Annotated in this window: 10 protein-coding genes; 4 read left to right on the forward strand and 6 right to left on the reverse strand. The window is 38.9% G+C overall.

Going from position 1 to position 15,530, the window contains the following annotated elements; translation table 11 throughout:
• The first annotated feature begins 119 nt into the window (after window positions 1-119).
• The gene (locus H6G74_RS05540; RefSeq protein ID WP_190966729.1) at window positions 120-566 is read left to right on the forward strand and encodes a Tse2 family ADP-ribosyltransferase toxin; all 447 of its coding nucleotides are present in this window, start codon (window positions 120-122) and stop codon (window positions 564-566) included.
• Between the two features lie 26 nt (window positions 567-592).
• Complete coding sequence (locus H6G74_RS05545) at window positions 593-1,120, forward strand: hypothetical protein (RefSeq protein WP_190966730.1); 528 nt, start codon at window positions 593-595, stop codon at window positions 1,118-1,120.
• 222 nt (window positions 1,121-1,342) lie between these two features.
• On the opposite strand, the gene H6G74_RS05550 is transcribed toward H6G74_RS05545, so the two are convergent.
• The 6 genes from H6G74_RS05550 to groES form a co-directional block, all read right to left on the reverse strand.
• On the reverse strand, window positions 1,343-2,149 hold the full coding sequence (locus H6G74_RS05550) for a DUF4351 domain-containing protein (protein WP_190966731.1): 807 nt from the start codon (window positions 2,147-2,149) through the stop codon (window positions 1,343-1,345).
• Window positions 2,150-2,168: 19 nt separating this feature from the next.
• On the reverse strand, window positions 2,169-4,145 hold the full coding sequence (locus H6G74_RS05555) for a WD40 repeat domain-containing protein (RefSeq protein WP_190966732.1): 1,977 nt from the start codon (window positions 4,143-4,145) through the stop codon (window positions 2,169-2,171).
• Between the two features lie 211 nt (window positions 4,146-4,356).
• Window positions 4,357-4,761 (reverse strand): type II toxin-antitoxin system VapC family toxin, encoded by a 405-nt coding sequence (locus tag H6G74_RS05560; protein WP_190966733.1) that lies wholly within the window; start codon window positions 4,759-4,761, stop codon window positions 4,357-4,359.
• Window positions 4,762-5,049, reverse strand: a complete 288-nt coding sequence (locus H6G74_RS05565; protein ID WP_190966734.1) for a hypothetical protein — start codon at window positions 5,047-5,049, stop codon at window positions 4,762-4,764. It lies immediately after the preceding gene.
• 136 nt (window positions 5,050-5,185) lie between these two features.
• Window positions 5,186-6,823, reverse strand: a complete 1,638-nt coding sequence (groL, locus tag H6G74_RS05570) for a chaperonin GroEL (protein ID WP_190966735.1) — start codon at window positions 6,821-6,823, stop codon at window positions 5,186-5,188.
• 97 nt (window positions 6,824-6,920) lie between these two features.
• A complete protein-coding gene (groES, locus tag H6G74_RS05575; RefSeq protein ID WP_190592386.1) occupies window positions 6,921-7,232 on the reverse strand; it encodes a co-chaperone GroES in 312 nt (103 codons plus the stop codon).
• 1,284 nt (window positions 7,233-8,516) lie between these two features.
• On the opposite strand from groES, the gene H6G74_RS05580 reads away from it, so the two are divergent.
• Both H6G74_RS05580 and H6G74_RS05585 read left to right on the forward strand, forming a co-directional pair.
• A complete protein-coding gene (locus tag H6G74_RS05580) occupies window positions 8,517-9,194 on the forward strand; it encodes a response regulator transcription factor (protein WP_015113911.1) in 678 nt (225 codons plus the stop codon).
• Window positions 9,195-10,099: 905 nt separating this feature from the next.
• Entirely contained in the window at window positions 10,100-15,475 is a 5,376-nt protein-coding gene (locus H6G74_RS05585; RefSeq protein ID WP_190966736.1) for a trifunctional serine/threonine-protein kinase/ATP-binding protein/sensor histidine kinase, read from the forward strand.
• The last annotated feature ends 55 nt before the right edge of the window (window positions 15,476-15,530 follow it).

The following is a 15,530-nucleotide window of genomic DNA, read 5'->3' on the forward strand; positions in this document are numbered from 1 at the left end:
TAGTAACCCTGCACCGATTATTTTTTTATCTTGTTATTAGTAATTCCGCTCATGTTTTTTGTGAAATGTGTATCTATAAAACGCATATTTATTATATTTAAATTTTCCATTATTCTTGTATGGTAAAACTCTACTATCGTGGGATGGTGGCGCAAAATGGCAAACCCAAAATAGGTCGAAGTGCAAGACTATTAGGAATTAGACCAGGCATTGATATAAACGTTGAGCAAATGCCTGTAGGTTATCTTGATGAGCAAGGCTATTTGTTAGCAGAGTCAGAACGTGAAGTTCGAGGAGAGCTTGTTACTGTCGCCATCAAAGATACAAAGGGAATGTCTGTTTCTTTATCCATTGAAGCTTTACCAGCATTTCGTAAACCTCAAAAATTTGGTGGAACCGGCAAAGATCCTCTGTGGCAAATTGATGATAGTGATATCACTGGAGATTTACAAGCTATTCAAGATAGCCCAACCCACGTTAGCATTGTACCGAGAGTTACAATGTCTTTAGAAAGGTACGAATTAGCATTAGCAAACACCAAAAACTATTGGCAGAGAGTAGATTAAAACTATGAAAATAGGAAGCTCAAAACATGGCGTGGATATTTAGTTTATCAGCAGAATGCGGTTCTGATGAAACCACTGCTCATAAATTTGCTCAACATTTTATAGGGCAAATATTTATACTCTCAAATGGTAGTTCATGCCTATGTCACGTAGACACCTTTCAAGATATCGAAAGCAATTGGTGGTGTCGTGTTTACCCCAGTAATATTAGTGAAGTGGGAATAGATAGCCCGGAAAGTGCTTATTTAATGACAGAATTAGGTATTTTACTATATCAAAAACTACGCCTTGCTCCTCCCTTTCGTTATGCCTTAGTAGGTGTGGAAGTTGATGAATTCAGAACATATAGTGAATTAATTGAAGACTTACCTAATTTATCGATTCCTGGATTAGTTTTATCGCAAATAATTGAACAGGAAGCAGCAATATTACCTATTTTTAGACAATTTAGCTCTGGTTATATTTGGCAACCTTATCAGGGAGAAATTTATAATCCTCTAATGGTATCTCCAGAGTTAAAAACCAAACTTGATGAACTTTTGGTTATACGTTGAATTTAAGCTTTGATTGATCAAATAAAGAGTATAATTTGAATTATATTTAGTTTCGCTCATGATTTGTTTGTCTAATAAATATAATTGCGAAAAAATTAATAATAGGCAAAATCAATAATGTGAAGATTAAAGTAAAGATAAGAAGATTGTGATCTCTGCGCCTCTGCGGTTCCAATAAAAAACAGCCACCTTAAAGAAGTAGCTGCTTTCATATTATGCAACCTAATTTTGCTGGTTTAACCAAACTTCCAAATCAGCAACTTCCGAAAAATCTAATAAAGCCTCTCCTAATTCTTCTAATTGTTCAGCAGATAAATTACGTACCTGTTCAAGTAATGGTGTATTGATTTCACCAAAACGCCTTTTAAGCAAACGACTAATTAGTTTTAATGCTTCCTTTTGAACAATATCTTGATAAATTACAGAATCTTTCATGATATCTTCCCGTAATAACTGACGAATCAAATCTTTTTCAAACCGCAAACCCGCTAAAATTTCTACGCAACCAGCAATATTTTGTCTTTCTTCCCTATCCGAAATTGTAGCGACTTGTTCAGCCACTTGTGCAAGCAATCCTTGGGGGGAGGTAGTTCGAGTGAGAGGCGCTAACGGTAACAATGCAGGATTTGACAAAAATTGTGCTGATTCTTGTTCCCATAAGCGCACAACTCGATAGAGATGAATTGTTGTGTCGTCTCGATATTCTTCAGTGAACGCTACTTCGTTAGTTGTTTCTTGAAGAAATATCAATACTTGCACTACAGGACATCGATATTGACGCTTCAACCTCACAGAATAATCAAGCATTCGGAAGTTCAGCGCGGGAGTAGAAGTTGTTATAGTTTGAAATTCAATATGTAAAATTTGGTTATCTGTACGCAGAAATGTCACAGAATCAGCGCGAATTGGTTCAAGTGTTAATTCTGTTTTTAATACTTCAATTTGTTGTGTATCTACACCCAGTAACCAGCGCACAAACTCTCCTGGATACTGTTCTGCTAAATATTTACAAGCGTTATCGTAACTCAAATCTTGCTCCTAATATTACTTACTCATACCCCCAAATTTTAATTGTATTGTCAGTACTACCGCTTATTATATTTTTACCGTCAATACTAAAAGCTACTGAATTAACAGTTCCTGAATGACCTGAAAGGGTATTTATTAACTCTTTTGTACTTAAATGCCAAAGCTTAATAGTATTATCTTGACTACCGCTAACTAAAAGCTGCCCATCAGGGCTAAAAGCAACACTAGAAACAGGGTTATTATGTCCTAAAAATGTGTGAATTAATTCTCCATTGTACAAATCCCACAATTTAATAGTCTTGTCATTACTTCCACTCGCCAAAGTCTTACTATTGGGACTAATTGCAACTGCATTTACCCAGTTAGAACGTTCTTCAAGACTATAAATTGCTAATCCAGTTTTAATATCCCAAATTTTAATAGTATGGTCACGACTAGCACTAATTAATTGTCGTCCATTATTATCAATAATAATAGATGTAATAGCACTTGTATGACCATTTAATTGACAAATCAATTCTTCTGTATCTATATTCCATATCTTAATATTTCCATCTCCACTTCCAGTTGCAATACATTTTCCATCAGGACTAAACGCAATTGAATAAATATTAGCTGAATATCCAGTAAAAGTTGTACCTGTTTTTGCAAACCATAACTTAATTTTCTTGTCATCACTACCACTAGCTAATATTTGCCCATCAGGGCTAAAGGCTATTGCTCTAACATAGTCTGAATGTCCAGTAAATGTACCAATTACCTCACCTTGATGCAAATTCCAAATTTGGATTGTATGGTCACAACTACTACTTGCAAATGTTTTACCATTAGGATTAATAGCAAGACATAAAACAGATTTTGAATGTTCAATAAGAGTATTGATACATCGCCATTTCCGTTTTTTACTACTTTCAAAATCTGCTATTAACTGCAAATCATTATTATATATTGCTCGATAATGTTGAGATATAGAACTTAGCTGTGAATGAAGCTTACTTGTCCAGTCTGTAGGAATATCAGCCTCTATATTAAATAATTGCGGTTCATAATTCGGATCAATATTCAAATAATACCAATCTGCTAAAAATGCCGCTAATAACTTATGCAAGGTAACAATAGTTTTTCTGATAGCGCGAAAAGATTGATTTTCATCATTTCCAGCTTCTTCTAATTGCCTTTTTACTTCTTCCCAGTTCCAAGGTTCAAAAGATAAAGATACAGGTTCTTGCAGTCCCCAAAACCGAATATTAAAATAAACTTCATGGTCTGTAATATCAGTGTAAATAATTGCAGTTGGCACAGCAGATAAAATTGTTTCTAGTTGCTTAACTTCAGCATCAAAAACAGAACGTTCAAAATATTTACCATAAAATTCTACTGGGCATAAATCGCCCTGAAGTGGATAGTACTTTTCTAAAAATATCTTTAATTGATTACGAATCTCTTTATTGAGGCTGTCACGGAATGATATGGGAAAATCTTCGCTAATATCTGGAGGTGGAACTAACATCAATAAGCGAGGTTTCTGTTGCTCCTCAATAAAAATTCTCTGTACTTCATCACGACTTAAAATACCCGGCCACTTTTGTTGATCAAAAATTGCTTGAATCTCTTGTTTTTTGATTTCAATATCTTTAGCTGTCTTTTCTCGAATTAAATCTAAATATAAAGCACTTAATTTACGTCTATCTTCTAATTCCTCCTGTTTTAATTGCAAAGCCCTTTCTTCTCTTTCCGCCTGAACTGCGGCAATTTGTATATCTGTTTTTAAGCGTAAATCTTGAATTTGCAGTAATTCTTTCTCTCTAGCTTCTCGGCGATTATAATAGTCTATTTCTGCCTGACGCACTCGCGTATCTTTTCTAGCATTTTCAATTTTTGTTGGTAAATTATGTTGATTATCTTTGCCGAATTGTTTATCAAGAAAAGCAGCAACAATTTTTTCACCAGTTTGCAGAACGAAACCAACAACAGCAGCAATAATATCAAATCGCATAGATTGTTTAAGTATATTTTAAGTAAGTCTGGTCAATTCTAACACTTTAAAGTAGTGTGTCAAACGCATAAACACGTATTTTATAGATGACTCTGCACCTGGATGTAAAATAAAAAAACAGCCGCCCTACAAAGAAAGCAGCTGTTTTTTATTTAGCTCGTCTAATTAAATTTGTTAATATGCAAAACTCAAAATTATTCAAACAAATAACTTAAGAAGTTAACCAATTTTCTAACTGTAAATCTTTAACTCTGGTTAAGTCAGAATCGTGAGAAACTAAAATTAAGTTATGAACTATAGCAGTAGCAGCTATCAAAATATCTGCATCCTGAATGATTGTGCCTCTGCCTTTTAAGTCAGCATGAATTTCTGCGGCTTTTTGAAAAATTCTAATATCATCCAAAAATAAAATTGGATAATCTTGGCAAAATTGTTGAAATAAAGCTAGTTTTTTAGTGGCATTGCTACTTAAAAGCCCTCTTTGAATTTCATAGTACGTTATGCCACTAATTAAAATATCTATTTTTAAGCTACTGACTTCTTGCAATTTTAAATTAATTTCAGCATTTTGTTTTAGTGATGCTGAAACAATATTAGTATCTAATAAATAACCCATTTAACCTCGTTTTACAGCTTCATCAAAAAGTTGCATTTGCTCTGGGGTGAAATCATTTAGCATTCCTGAAACTAAATGCAAAGACAAAATTCTTTTAACTCGTTTTGTCAATTCTTCTTCGGAAATACAATTAATATCAGGAACAGAGCTTGGGTCAAAAGTACGATTAATTAGTTCAATCATTTCCTGTTTATTTAAGTTTTCTTGATAAATAAGATTATTATCAATTAATGTTGTGACAATTTCAGGTAATTTCTGAAAGTTAGATTGATAATTAATCAGAGTCATGTTTAAAGTCCCTCAAAATAAGGCAATTAAATTCTATGTTAGCAGCTAGAATTTCACTGAAAATATAGTAATTGACAAAAAAACAGCCGCCTCCACGAGAGAAGCAGCTGTTTTTTATTTATGTGACTACAGAGTATTAGTAATCGAAGTCGCCGCCGCCCATACCAGCGCCAGCAGCAGGAGCAGCATCTTTGGGTTCTGGTTTGTCAACAACGATACATTCGGTTGTCAACACCATACCAGCAATAGAAGCAGCGTTTTGCAATGCAGAACGGGTTACTTTAGCGGGGTCAACGATACCAGCAGCTAACATATCTACAAATTCGTTGCTGGCTGCGTTGAAACCAATGTTGAATTCTTTTTCTTTAACACGTTCAGCAATTACAGCACCGTTTTGACCTGCGTTTTCAGCAATTCTCTTCAGAGGTGCGGGTAATGCACGAGCGACAATTAAAGCACCGGTCAATTCTTCACCAGTAAGCTTGCCGTTTGCCCACTCTTCTAGTTGAGGAGCGAGGTGAGCGAGAGTTGTACCACCACCAGGAACGATACCTTCTTCTACCGCAGCTTTGGTAGCGTTGATAGCATCTTCGAGGCGGAGTTTCTTGTCTTTCATTTCGGTTTCGGTGGCTGCACCAACTTTGACTACAGCTACACCGCCAGCCAATTTAGCCAGACGCTCTTGTAATTTTTCTTTGTCGTAGGAAGATTCGGTTTCTTCCATTTGACGGCGAATTTGTTCAATGCGAGCTTTAACGCCAGCTTCGTTACCTTCAGCAACAATTGTGGTGTTGTCTTTGGTGATAGTAATGCGGCGTGCTTTACCCAAACCATCAAGCTTGGTGTTTTCTAGCTTCAGACCAGCATCTTCGGTGATAACTTGACCACCGGTAAGGATAGCGATGTCTTCTAGCATAGCTTTGCGGCGATCGCCAAATCCAGGAGCTTTCACAGCAGCTACGTTTAGTACACCACGCAGGCGGTTAACAACCAAAGTTGCCAAAGCTTCTTTTTCTATATCTTCAGCAAGAATTACCAAGGGTTTGCCTTGACGTGCAACTTGCTCAAGCACGGGTACTAAATCTTGTACCAAAGCAATTTTCTTATCGGTTAGCAGGATGTAAGGATCATCAAATACTGCTTCCATCCGCTCTGGGTCGGTTGCGAAGTAGGGAGAGATATAGCCTTTGTCAAAGCGCATCCCTTCGGTGATTTCCAATTCGGTGGTCATGGATTTTCCTTCTTCCAAGGAAATTACACCTTCTTTACCCACCTTGTCCATTGCTTGGGCAATCATCTGACCGACTTCATCATCGTTACCGGCAGAGATAGAACCAACTTGAGCAATAGCTTTGGAATCTTCTACAGGACGAGCGTGTTCAGCAATTTTCTCGACTAAGAAGGTGGTAGCTTTATCAATACCACGCTTCAACAGGATGGCGTTAGCACCCGCTGCAACGTTCCGCAAGCCTTCTTTAACGATCGCATGAGCCAATACAGTCGCGGTTGTGGTACCATCACCCGCAGCGTCGTTGGTTTTAGAAGCCGCTTGACGAATCAAAGAAACGCCAGTGTTTTCAACGTGGTCTTCTAATTCAATTTCTTTAGCAATAGTCACACCGTCATTTACGATTTGCGGTGCGCCAAATTTCTTCTCTAGAACTACGTTACGACCTTTGGGGCCGAGGGTAACAGCTACAGCCTCAGCTAAGATGTCCATGCCTCGTTCCAGAGCGCGACGTGCGTTTTCGTTGTAAATAATGCGCTTTGCCATAGTTGTTAATCTTCCTGTGTCAGTTATTTTTTGTCAGTGGTTGTTTGTCATTTGTCATTTGTCCAGGGACTTTTGACTTGTGACTTTTGACTTTTGACTAGGAAACGATTGCTAGAATGTCTTTTTCAGAGAGCAGTACATACTCTTCCGTGCCGAGTTTCACATCTGTGCCAGCATATTTGGAGTACAACACTTTGTCTCCAACCTTGACTTCTAACTCTTGACGGCTACCGTCATCGTTACGTTTGCCAGCTCCAAGAGCAACAACTTCCCCTACTTGGGGTTTTTCTTTGGCGGTGTCGGGTAAGTAAAGACCACCGGCGGTCTTTTCTTCTGATGCGCTTACTTTGACAAAAACGCGATCGCCTAAAGGTTTTACTGTAGATACGCTTAAAGATACAGCTGCCATACAAATTTCTCCAGAGTTAGCACTCTCAACTCCTGAGTGCTAATTTACCGAAGGAAAGCCTGCAATGGCAATATTTTGCGATGTACGGGTTTCCGAACTCTGGGAAGAAGGCAGAAGGCAGAAGGTTAATAGATAGACGCAATACGCTTAGTCATCGCTATTTTTTCTCCCCTGCCCCTCTACCCTTCTTTTCCCCACACCCTTGCACCCCTAAAGGCGAATTTCTCACGTATGGGTAGCGGGTGTGGGAAGTGTGGGGAGTGTGGGGAGAGAGGGGGGAAAGATTTCTTCACTATCCTCCCACACCCCTCTTTTCCCCACTCCCTAACCCTCAGTAATCGGAAGTTCACTTAAGTATTAGTACCTAATTAGGTTTAATTTTCTGATTTCCATCCGTAAGTTACGAATATTTTTATATGGTCAACTTTATTTGCAAAGCTTGGGAATTGTTATAGAACAGTAAACAGGGAGCCACAAATGAGTAACAATACCAAGATTCAACAACTATCACATCGACCAAACCATTAAATATGTAGACAACAAGAAAACCTTAAGTAATTGTGTAAAAATTTTAGGAATTGCCAAAAATCAGCGACATATTTTTATGTATGCTGACGACACAGTTGCTAACTCTGGTTAACAGCAAGTTATTTGGTAGTTCTGGGAAGGCTTAAATCAGCTAATCAAGAACTCAACCTTGGTTAAAAGCGATGAAAGTTTACCCCTCTGCATCTTGACAATTCAAGACAATTGCTTGCCACTTTGTTGTTCTAGACAGATAATGGTTTTCTGCTCGGATGGTGGTGTCTGGTATCGCCAAGCAAATTTGCAAGTTACTGAGAGGATCATCCAAACATACTTGATCGGCATAATGGTGGTAGAAGAATTTGCATTTTTAACCCATCTTTGCCGGAAATTCCCCTACTTGCTTGTTAACATCTGATAAGGCTTCACATCCGCAGGATATAGTAAAGCAGTAAGCTGATGAAAGTGCAGGTTGTTATAAAGCTGGGGTCATCGCAAGCCAATACTTACTAGTGAATGGCAGATGATTATTATCCAATCAGTGTTTTTTCACCCGCACCTTTCAAAGCGATATATAATAGCGCATTATAATTACTACTGCTCTACGTATCCTTACCGGACTTTTGCCAATGAGCTAGTGGTCTTAAATAAGGTGAGAACCGCTTTTGAGACTTCGAGGACGCAAAGGCAAGTTAAGTGGGAAAAAAGACAACATCTCCATAAATCCACCATTATTAAGGATAACCATTCAAGACCTTGATGGATCGAAGCGCGACAAGTGCCACTGCTATGAAAGAGCCCAGCATGAAAGATCACAAACGCCTTCTACTAATTGATGACGACCCTAACCTCATCTTGCTGGTAAAGGATTACTTGGAATTTAGAGGATATGAAGTCGTCACTGCTGAAAATGGACGCGAAGCTCTAGAAATTCTAGAGCATGATGTTCCAGATATGATCATCTGTGACGTAATGATGCCGGAAATGGACGGTTACACTTTTGTGGAACAAGTCCGGCAAAACGAACGCACTAGTTGGATTCCTGTTTTATTCCTATCAGCTAAGGGACAAAGTGCAGACCGAGTCAAAGGTTTAAATAAAGGCGCTGACGTATATATGGTCAAGCCTTTTGAGCCAGAAGAACTCGTAGCACAAGTAGAATCTTCGCTGAAACAAACTATCCGTTGGAAGGAACACCAAGCCAAAGGCGGGGAAAACGGTTCTCGTATTCAAGTTCCTTTTGATGTGCAGCTAACTCCAACCGAACTGAAAGTAGTACAGTTTGTAGCTAGGGGTTTAGCGAACCGAGAAATCGCTGAAGAATTAAATGTTAGTCAGCGTACCGTTGAAAGCCATGTGTCCAATATGTTGGGCAAAACCAATCTCCATAACCGCACTGAATTAGCGCGGTGGGCGATTGAAAATCAAATGGCTTAAAAGGCTTTCAGCATTCAGCCGTCAGCTTTTTATTGTTTCACTGACTGCTGATAGCTGAAAGCTGGTATGTCAGCTAGTACTCATGAAAGAGAGACTAGAGACTAAGTACTAGAGGCTGGAGACAAAAGAGCAGTATTTTTACTCAGCATTTAGCACTTAGTACTCAGCACTTTTTCTGTTCGGCACAGATGCTTTTCAACAGTAAAAAAAGCAGCTATGGCAGTCAAAGGATAGGTGAGGACATTTCAAAAGCATGAATGTCAGGTGTCGTAAAACTTTTAACTCCTGCCTTCTGGAGAAACTTGCGTGGGCGGGTTTCCCACGCCAGTCGCTACAACGGAGGGAACTTCCCTTTGTGTTCACCACTTTGCTTATGCCGGAAAACCCCTCCACCGCAAGTGGTTCACCGCAACGCGCTGGCTTGACTTGAGCAAAGTGTCGTCCTTCTGCCTCCTGCCTCCTGCTATAAATCCTGATAAAATGCGCCAATCTCAGCAACAGCGCACCCCACTAAACAATCAGTCATCCCAAGAATAAGTGGCTTCAGCAATTATTACTGGCTAATAGTGATTGAAAGTACAGCATAAATGGTGTGATTGCATCTACCCTCCTTGGGGTAATCTTTTTTTAGATTTTGGATTGAGATCGGCTTTGCATCAGTGCTAAGACATAACAACAATGCGGAAATGGTGAATCCTGCAAGCAATCCACTGCATCACTTTACCCAAAGATTAAAAGCGATCGCCTCTATGATGTTAGGGCGATCGCTTTTAGTTTGAATAAACACGATTTTCGCACGGAAGCACAGGTTTTATAAAGTTTTGCATCACTTGGCCTTTGTTAATTTATTTCATCATTTTGGGAAAACTAAAACCAGAATTTGTCAAGATTGTGGTAATAAAATCATGGCTTCAGTAAGTATTTCTGGATATAAAGTCAGCGAAGAACTCTACCAAGGTTCGAGAACAAGAGTTTATCGAGGATATCGAGAAACCGATCAAAAACCTGTAGTGATTAAGCTGCTGAGAAATGCTTATCCTAGTTTTCATGAACTCTTGTCATTTCGTAATCAATACACTATTGCCAAAAATCTCAACTCACCTTTGATTGTCCAAACCTATAGCCTCGAACCCTTCCAAAATGGCTATGCGTTGGTGATGGAAGACTTTGGGGGAATTTCGCTTAAAGAATGGGGAGTAGAGAGAAGCTTACAGGAGTTTTTAGAAATAGCAGTGGCACTCTGCAACACATTAGATATACTCTACCGCGAACGCATTATTCATAAAGATATTAAACCCGCTAATATATTAATTAATCCCGCAACCAAGCAAGTTAAATTAATCGACTTTAGTATTGCCTCCTTATTACCACGAGAAACACAAACTCTAGTTAATCCCAATGTTTTAGAAGGGACACTAGCTTACATTTCTCCCGAACAAACAGGGAGAATGAATCGCGGGATTGACTATCGCACAGACTTTTATTCGCTCGGTATAACTTTTTATGAATTACTCACAAGCGAATTACCTTTTGCATCAAATGACCCATTGGAATTAGTGCATTGTCATCTGGCTCAAACTTCCCCATTAGTGCATGAAATCAATTCCGAAATTCCTTTGATCATTTCCAGAATTATCAGCAAATTAATGGCGAAAAATGCTGAAGATAGATATCAAAGTGCATTGGGATTGAAATACGATTTAGAAAATTGTCTACATCAATTAAGAGAAACTGGCAAGATTGAGAGTTTTGAAATTGCACAGCGTGATGTGTGCGATCGCTTCCTAATTTCTGATAAAATTTATGGACGAGAAACTGAAGTTAAAACCCTATTGCAAGCATTTGATAGAGTAAGTTTTGGTGCAACGGAAATGATGCTGGTAGCTGGGTTTTCCGGGATTGGTAAAACTGCTGTTGTCAACGAAGTGCATAAACCAATTGTCAGACAACGCGGCTATTTTATCAAAGGCAAATATGACCAATTTCAACGCAATATTCCCTTCAGTGCTTTTGTGCAAGCATTCCGGGATTTAATGGAGCAATTATTAACAGAAAGTGATGTCCAAATTCAGCAATGGAAAACTAAAATCTTAGAGGCTGTTGGCGAAAATGGGCAGGTAATTATTGAAGTAATTCCCGAACTCTCAAGAATTATTGGTGAACAACCACCAGCGATAGAGTTATCAGGAACAGCAGCAGAAAATCGTTTTAATTTATTATTCCAAAAATTTACGCAAGTCTTTACCAGTGCATCACATCCATTAGTAATATTTTTAGATGATTTGCAATGGGCAGATTCGGCATCGCTCAAGTTAATGCAGCTATTAATGGCTGATACAAGCCATCTTTTCATTATTGGTGCGTACCGCGATAACGAAGTCAATCCAACACATCCATTGATGTTGACTTTGAATGAAATTGCGAAATCACAACCAAAGATTAATACGATTACTTTAGCACCACTGAGTCAAGTGCAAGTAAATAAATTAGTGGCTGACACACTCAAATGTTCAGAAGATGTGGCATGGCATCTCTCTGTATTGATTTATCAAAAAACTAAAGGAAATCCGTTTTTTGCCACACAATTTCTCAAAGCATTACATCAAGATGGATTAATTCAATTTGACTTTGAGATAGGCTGTTGGCAATGCAATCTATCAGAAGTGACGGCTCAAGCAGTTACAGATGATGTTGTAACTTTTATGAGTTGGCAACTGCAAAAATTACCGCTATCAACACAAGATGTCTTGCAGTTAGCTGCTTGTATTGGTAACTCTTTTGATTTAGCAACTTTGGCAATTGTTTCGCAGCAATCAGAAATTGAGACGGCTGCGGCTTTATGGAAAGCTTTGCAAGAAGGGTTGATTTTACCAATTGGTGATGTTTATAAGTTTTATGTCGGGAAAGAAAATCAAGCACGTACATCGGAAAATCAACTGATTGTTACATACAAATTCTTGCATGACCGAGTACAGCAAGCAGCTTATTCCCTGATTCCTGATGACCAAAAACAGACGACTCATTATCAAATCGGACAACTGCTGCTGCAACAGATATCCGCACAAGCAAGAGAAGACCGGATTTTTGAAATCGTCAATCAATTAAATTACGGCACGGCTTTAATTAGCGAACAAACTCAACGAGATGAATTAGCACAACTTAATTTGATTGCATCTCGCAAAGCCAAAAATTCTACCGCCTATCAAGCAGCGAGTGAATATGCCGCAGTGGGATTGTCTTTGTTGGCAGAAAATACTTGGCAGCAGCAGTATGAAATGACCCTCGCCTTGCATGAATTAGCGGCAGAAGTAGCACTGCTAAATGGTAATTTTGAGGCGATGGAACAGTTCATTGATACTGTCATTGAACAGGCACATTCTTTATTAGAAAAGGTGAATGTTTACTGCATTAGAATTCAATCGCATATTTATCAAAGTAAATTGACTTGTGCGATCGCACTTGCTCAACCAGTCTTACAACAGCTTGGTGTTACATTTCCCCAAACATCCACACCATCAGATTGGCAACAAGAAATCCAAGAGATTGAAGAACTGATTGGAGATAGGCAAATTGCCGATTTGGTTAACTTGCCACAGATGCGAGATGCCGAAAAACTCGCTATTCTGAAGATTTGCAATATCATCAGCCCAGCAGCTTACCTTACTGGTTCACCGTTGTACCCATTGCTGAATACTTTGTCTGTTAAACTCTCGATTCAGTACGGCAACACATCGAATTCTACTTTCGGCTATGTGAACTATGGTAATATTCTCTGCAATTTCTTCCAAGTCGTAGATACAGGAACACAGTTTGGTTCTCTAGCACTCCAGATCATCTCAAAACTCGATGCCAAAGCCACTAAAACAGAGGTTTTGATGCTCTTGGGGTTGTTTATTGTACACCGCAACTCTCACATTCAAGAAACACTACCCCTGTTGCAAGAAGGTTACACCACTGCCCTAGAATTTGGAAACCTTGTATTTGCTGGGTACAACGGCCACAGTTTTTGTCTCAATTCTTTTTGGGGCAGTCAACCCCTGGCTACCTTAGAGCAGGATATGAGCGCCTACTGCCATAGTTTGATGCAAATCAATCAATTGACAACCGCAAATTATTGCCGGATTTATTGGCAATCGGTTTTAAATCTGCTGGGTTTTGCAGAACATACCACTCTTTTGTCTGGAAAAGCCCTGGAAGAAACAGAATTTCGACCGCAGCTACAATCCACCAATGATGGCTATGGACTGTATATTTTCCATTTATATAAATTAATGCTTTGTTTCTTGTTTGGAGAAATTGAGCCAGCAAAAAATCATGCTAGTGAAGTCAGGTGCTATTTTATGGCTGGTGCGGGATTAGTCAGCGAACCAGTATTTTATCTTTATGATTCACTGCTGACTTTGGCACAATTGAATCCAGAATTAAACGAAACATCACAAGCATTACAGAGTGTCACAGAAAACCAAACCAATTTACAGCAATGGGCGCATTATGCACCCATGAATCACCAACATAAAGTGGATTTGGTAGAGGCAGAAAAATATCGGGTATTAGGCAAGAATTATGCAGCAGGAGATTATTACGATCGCGCTATTTCGCTTGCTAAAGCCAACAGCTACATCCAAGAAGAAGCCTTAGCTAACGAACTAGCAGCTAAATTCTACCTGGGTTGGGGTAAAGCCAAAGTTGCCGCAGGCTATATGCAAGAAGCTTACTATTGTTACGCCAAATGGGGTGCAAAAGCCAAAGTTGCCGATTTAGAAAAACACTATCCCCAACTACTTGCCCCGATATTACAGCAAACTCGTTCGACCCTCTCAATTAACGAAACTATTATCACTTTGGGGACTGTCACCTCCACCAGTTCTGCCACTTCTAACAGCAGTCTCTCAGATACCCTAGATTTAAAGGCGATTATCAAAGCTTCTCATACTATCTCCAGTGAAATCGAACTGGAAAAATTGCTGGCATCGTTATTGAGAATTGTCATCGAAAATGCCGGGGCTAATAAATGCGTGTTAATGCTGTTGCGAGACTCGCGCCTGTTAATTAAAGGCTCAATTACCCAGGGAACACAGCCAGTAGTGTTGCAGAGAATTCCTGTTGAAGATAGTCAAGATATTCCCCACAAACTAATTTATAAAGTCAAGCACAACAATCAAACTGTTGTCCTGGTGGATGCGACAGCAGATCCGCTTTTAGCCAACGATCCGTATATTGTGCGTCAACAGCCTCGTAGTATCTTGTGTAGCCCGATTTTGCATCAAGGCAAGTTGATGGGGATTTTATATTTAGAGAATAATTTAACTACAGGGGCGTTCACAAGCGATCGCGTCGAACTGCTCAACTCACTCTGCGCTCAAGCTGCCATTTCTCTAGAAAATGCCCGACTTTATGAACGTTCTCAGGAATATGCCCAACAGTTAGAACAGGCATTACACAACTTGCAAAATGCACAATTACAAATTGTTCAAAGTGAGAAAATGTCTGCTTTGGGTAACTTAGTTGCTGGTGTCGCTCACGAAATGAATAATCCTTTGGGTTTCATTGCTGCCAGTATCAAACAAGCTAAACCCACCATTACTGATGTTTTTGAACACTTAAAACTCTATCAAGAAACTTTTCCCAACAAGAGTGAAGAAATTGAAGACCATGCCGAATCAATTGACTTGGAATATAGCTTAGAAGACTTGCCCAAAATGCTTGATTCTATGACTTTGGCGTGTAACAGGCTGAAAAACATTAGTACTTCACTCCGCACTTTCTCTCGTGCCGATCGCGATTACAAAGTGCCATTTAATATTCACGAAGGGATTGATAGTACTATTCTCATTCTCAAACATCGCCTGAAAGCTAACGAACAACGTCCGGCGATTGAAGTTGTCACCAACTATGGTAATTTAACTCAAATTGATTGTTTTCCTGGGCAATTAAATCAGGTATTCATGAATATCTTAGCCAATGCTATTGATGCTTTAGAAGAATCAAATTATGGACGCAACTTTGATGATATTCAAGCCAATCCCAACAGAATTAAAATTACCACTTCCCTCGAAAACCATCTAGTTCAAATTGTTATTGCTGATAATGGCAAGGGAATGAACGAATCAGTCAAATCACAAATATTTGATAATTTATTTACTACCAAAGCCGTCGGAAAAGGTACGGGATTAGGATTGGCTATAGCAAAACAAATCATCGAAGGAGCCCACGGAGGAAAGTTATACTGTAACTCAGTTATGGGTGAAGGTACAGAATTTATCATCCAAATTCCTTTGTAAATTATTGCTCTAGTTTATAACAAATATAATCTATCCGGGAATAATAAATCACAAC

Origin of the sequence: Nostoc spongiaeforme FACHB-130 (genome assembly GCF_014698475.1) — a bacterium.
GTDB classification, from domain to species: domain Bacteria; phylum Cyanobacteriota; class Cyanobacteriia; order Cyanobacteriales; family Nostocaceae; genus Nostoc_B; species Nostoc_B spongiaeforme.

Coding starts and splice junctions, on each gene's coding strand:
- groL (WP_190966735.1), bottom strand. CDS start 6,823: ATGGCAAAGCGCATTATTTACAACGAAAACGCACGTCGCGCTCTGGAA.
- H6G74_RS05585 (WP_190966736.1), top strand. CDS start 10,100: ATGGCTTCAGTAAGTATTTCTGGATATAAAGTCAGCGAAGAACTCTAC.
- H6G74_RS05580 (WP_015113911.1), top strand. CDS start 8,517: ATGGATCGAAGCGCGACAAGTGCCACTGCTATGAAAGAGCCCAGCATG.
- H6G74_RS05540 (WP_190966729.1), top strand. CDS start 120: ATGGTAAAACTCTACTATCGTGGGATGGTGGCGCAAAATGGCAAACCC.
- H6G74_RS05545 (WP_190966730.1), top strand. CDS start 593: ATGGCGTGGATATTTAGTTTATCAGCAGAATGCGGTTCTGATGAAACC.
- H6G74_RS05555 (WP_190966732.1), bottom strand. CDS start 4,145: ATGCGATTTGATATTATTGCTGCTGTTGTTGGTTTCGTTCTGCAAACT.
- H6G74_RS05560 (WP_190966733.1), bottom strand. CDS start 4,761: ATGGGTTATTTATTAGATACTAATATTGTTTCAGCATCACTAAAACAA.
- groES (WP_190592386.1), bottom strand. CDS start 7,232: ATGGCAGCTGTATCTTTAAGCGTATCTACAGTAAAACCTTTAGGCGAT.
- H6G74_RS05565 (WP_190966734.1), bottom strand. CDS start 5,049: ATGACTCTGATTAATTATCAATCTAACTTTCAGAAATTACCTGAAATT.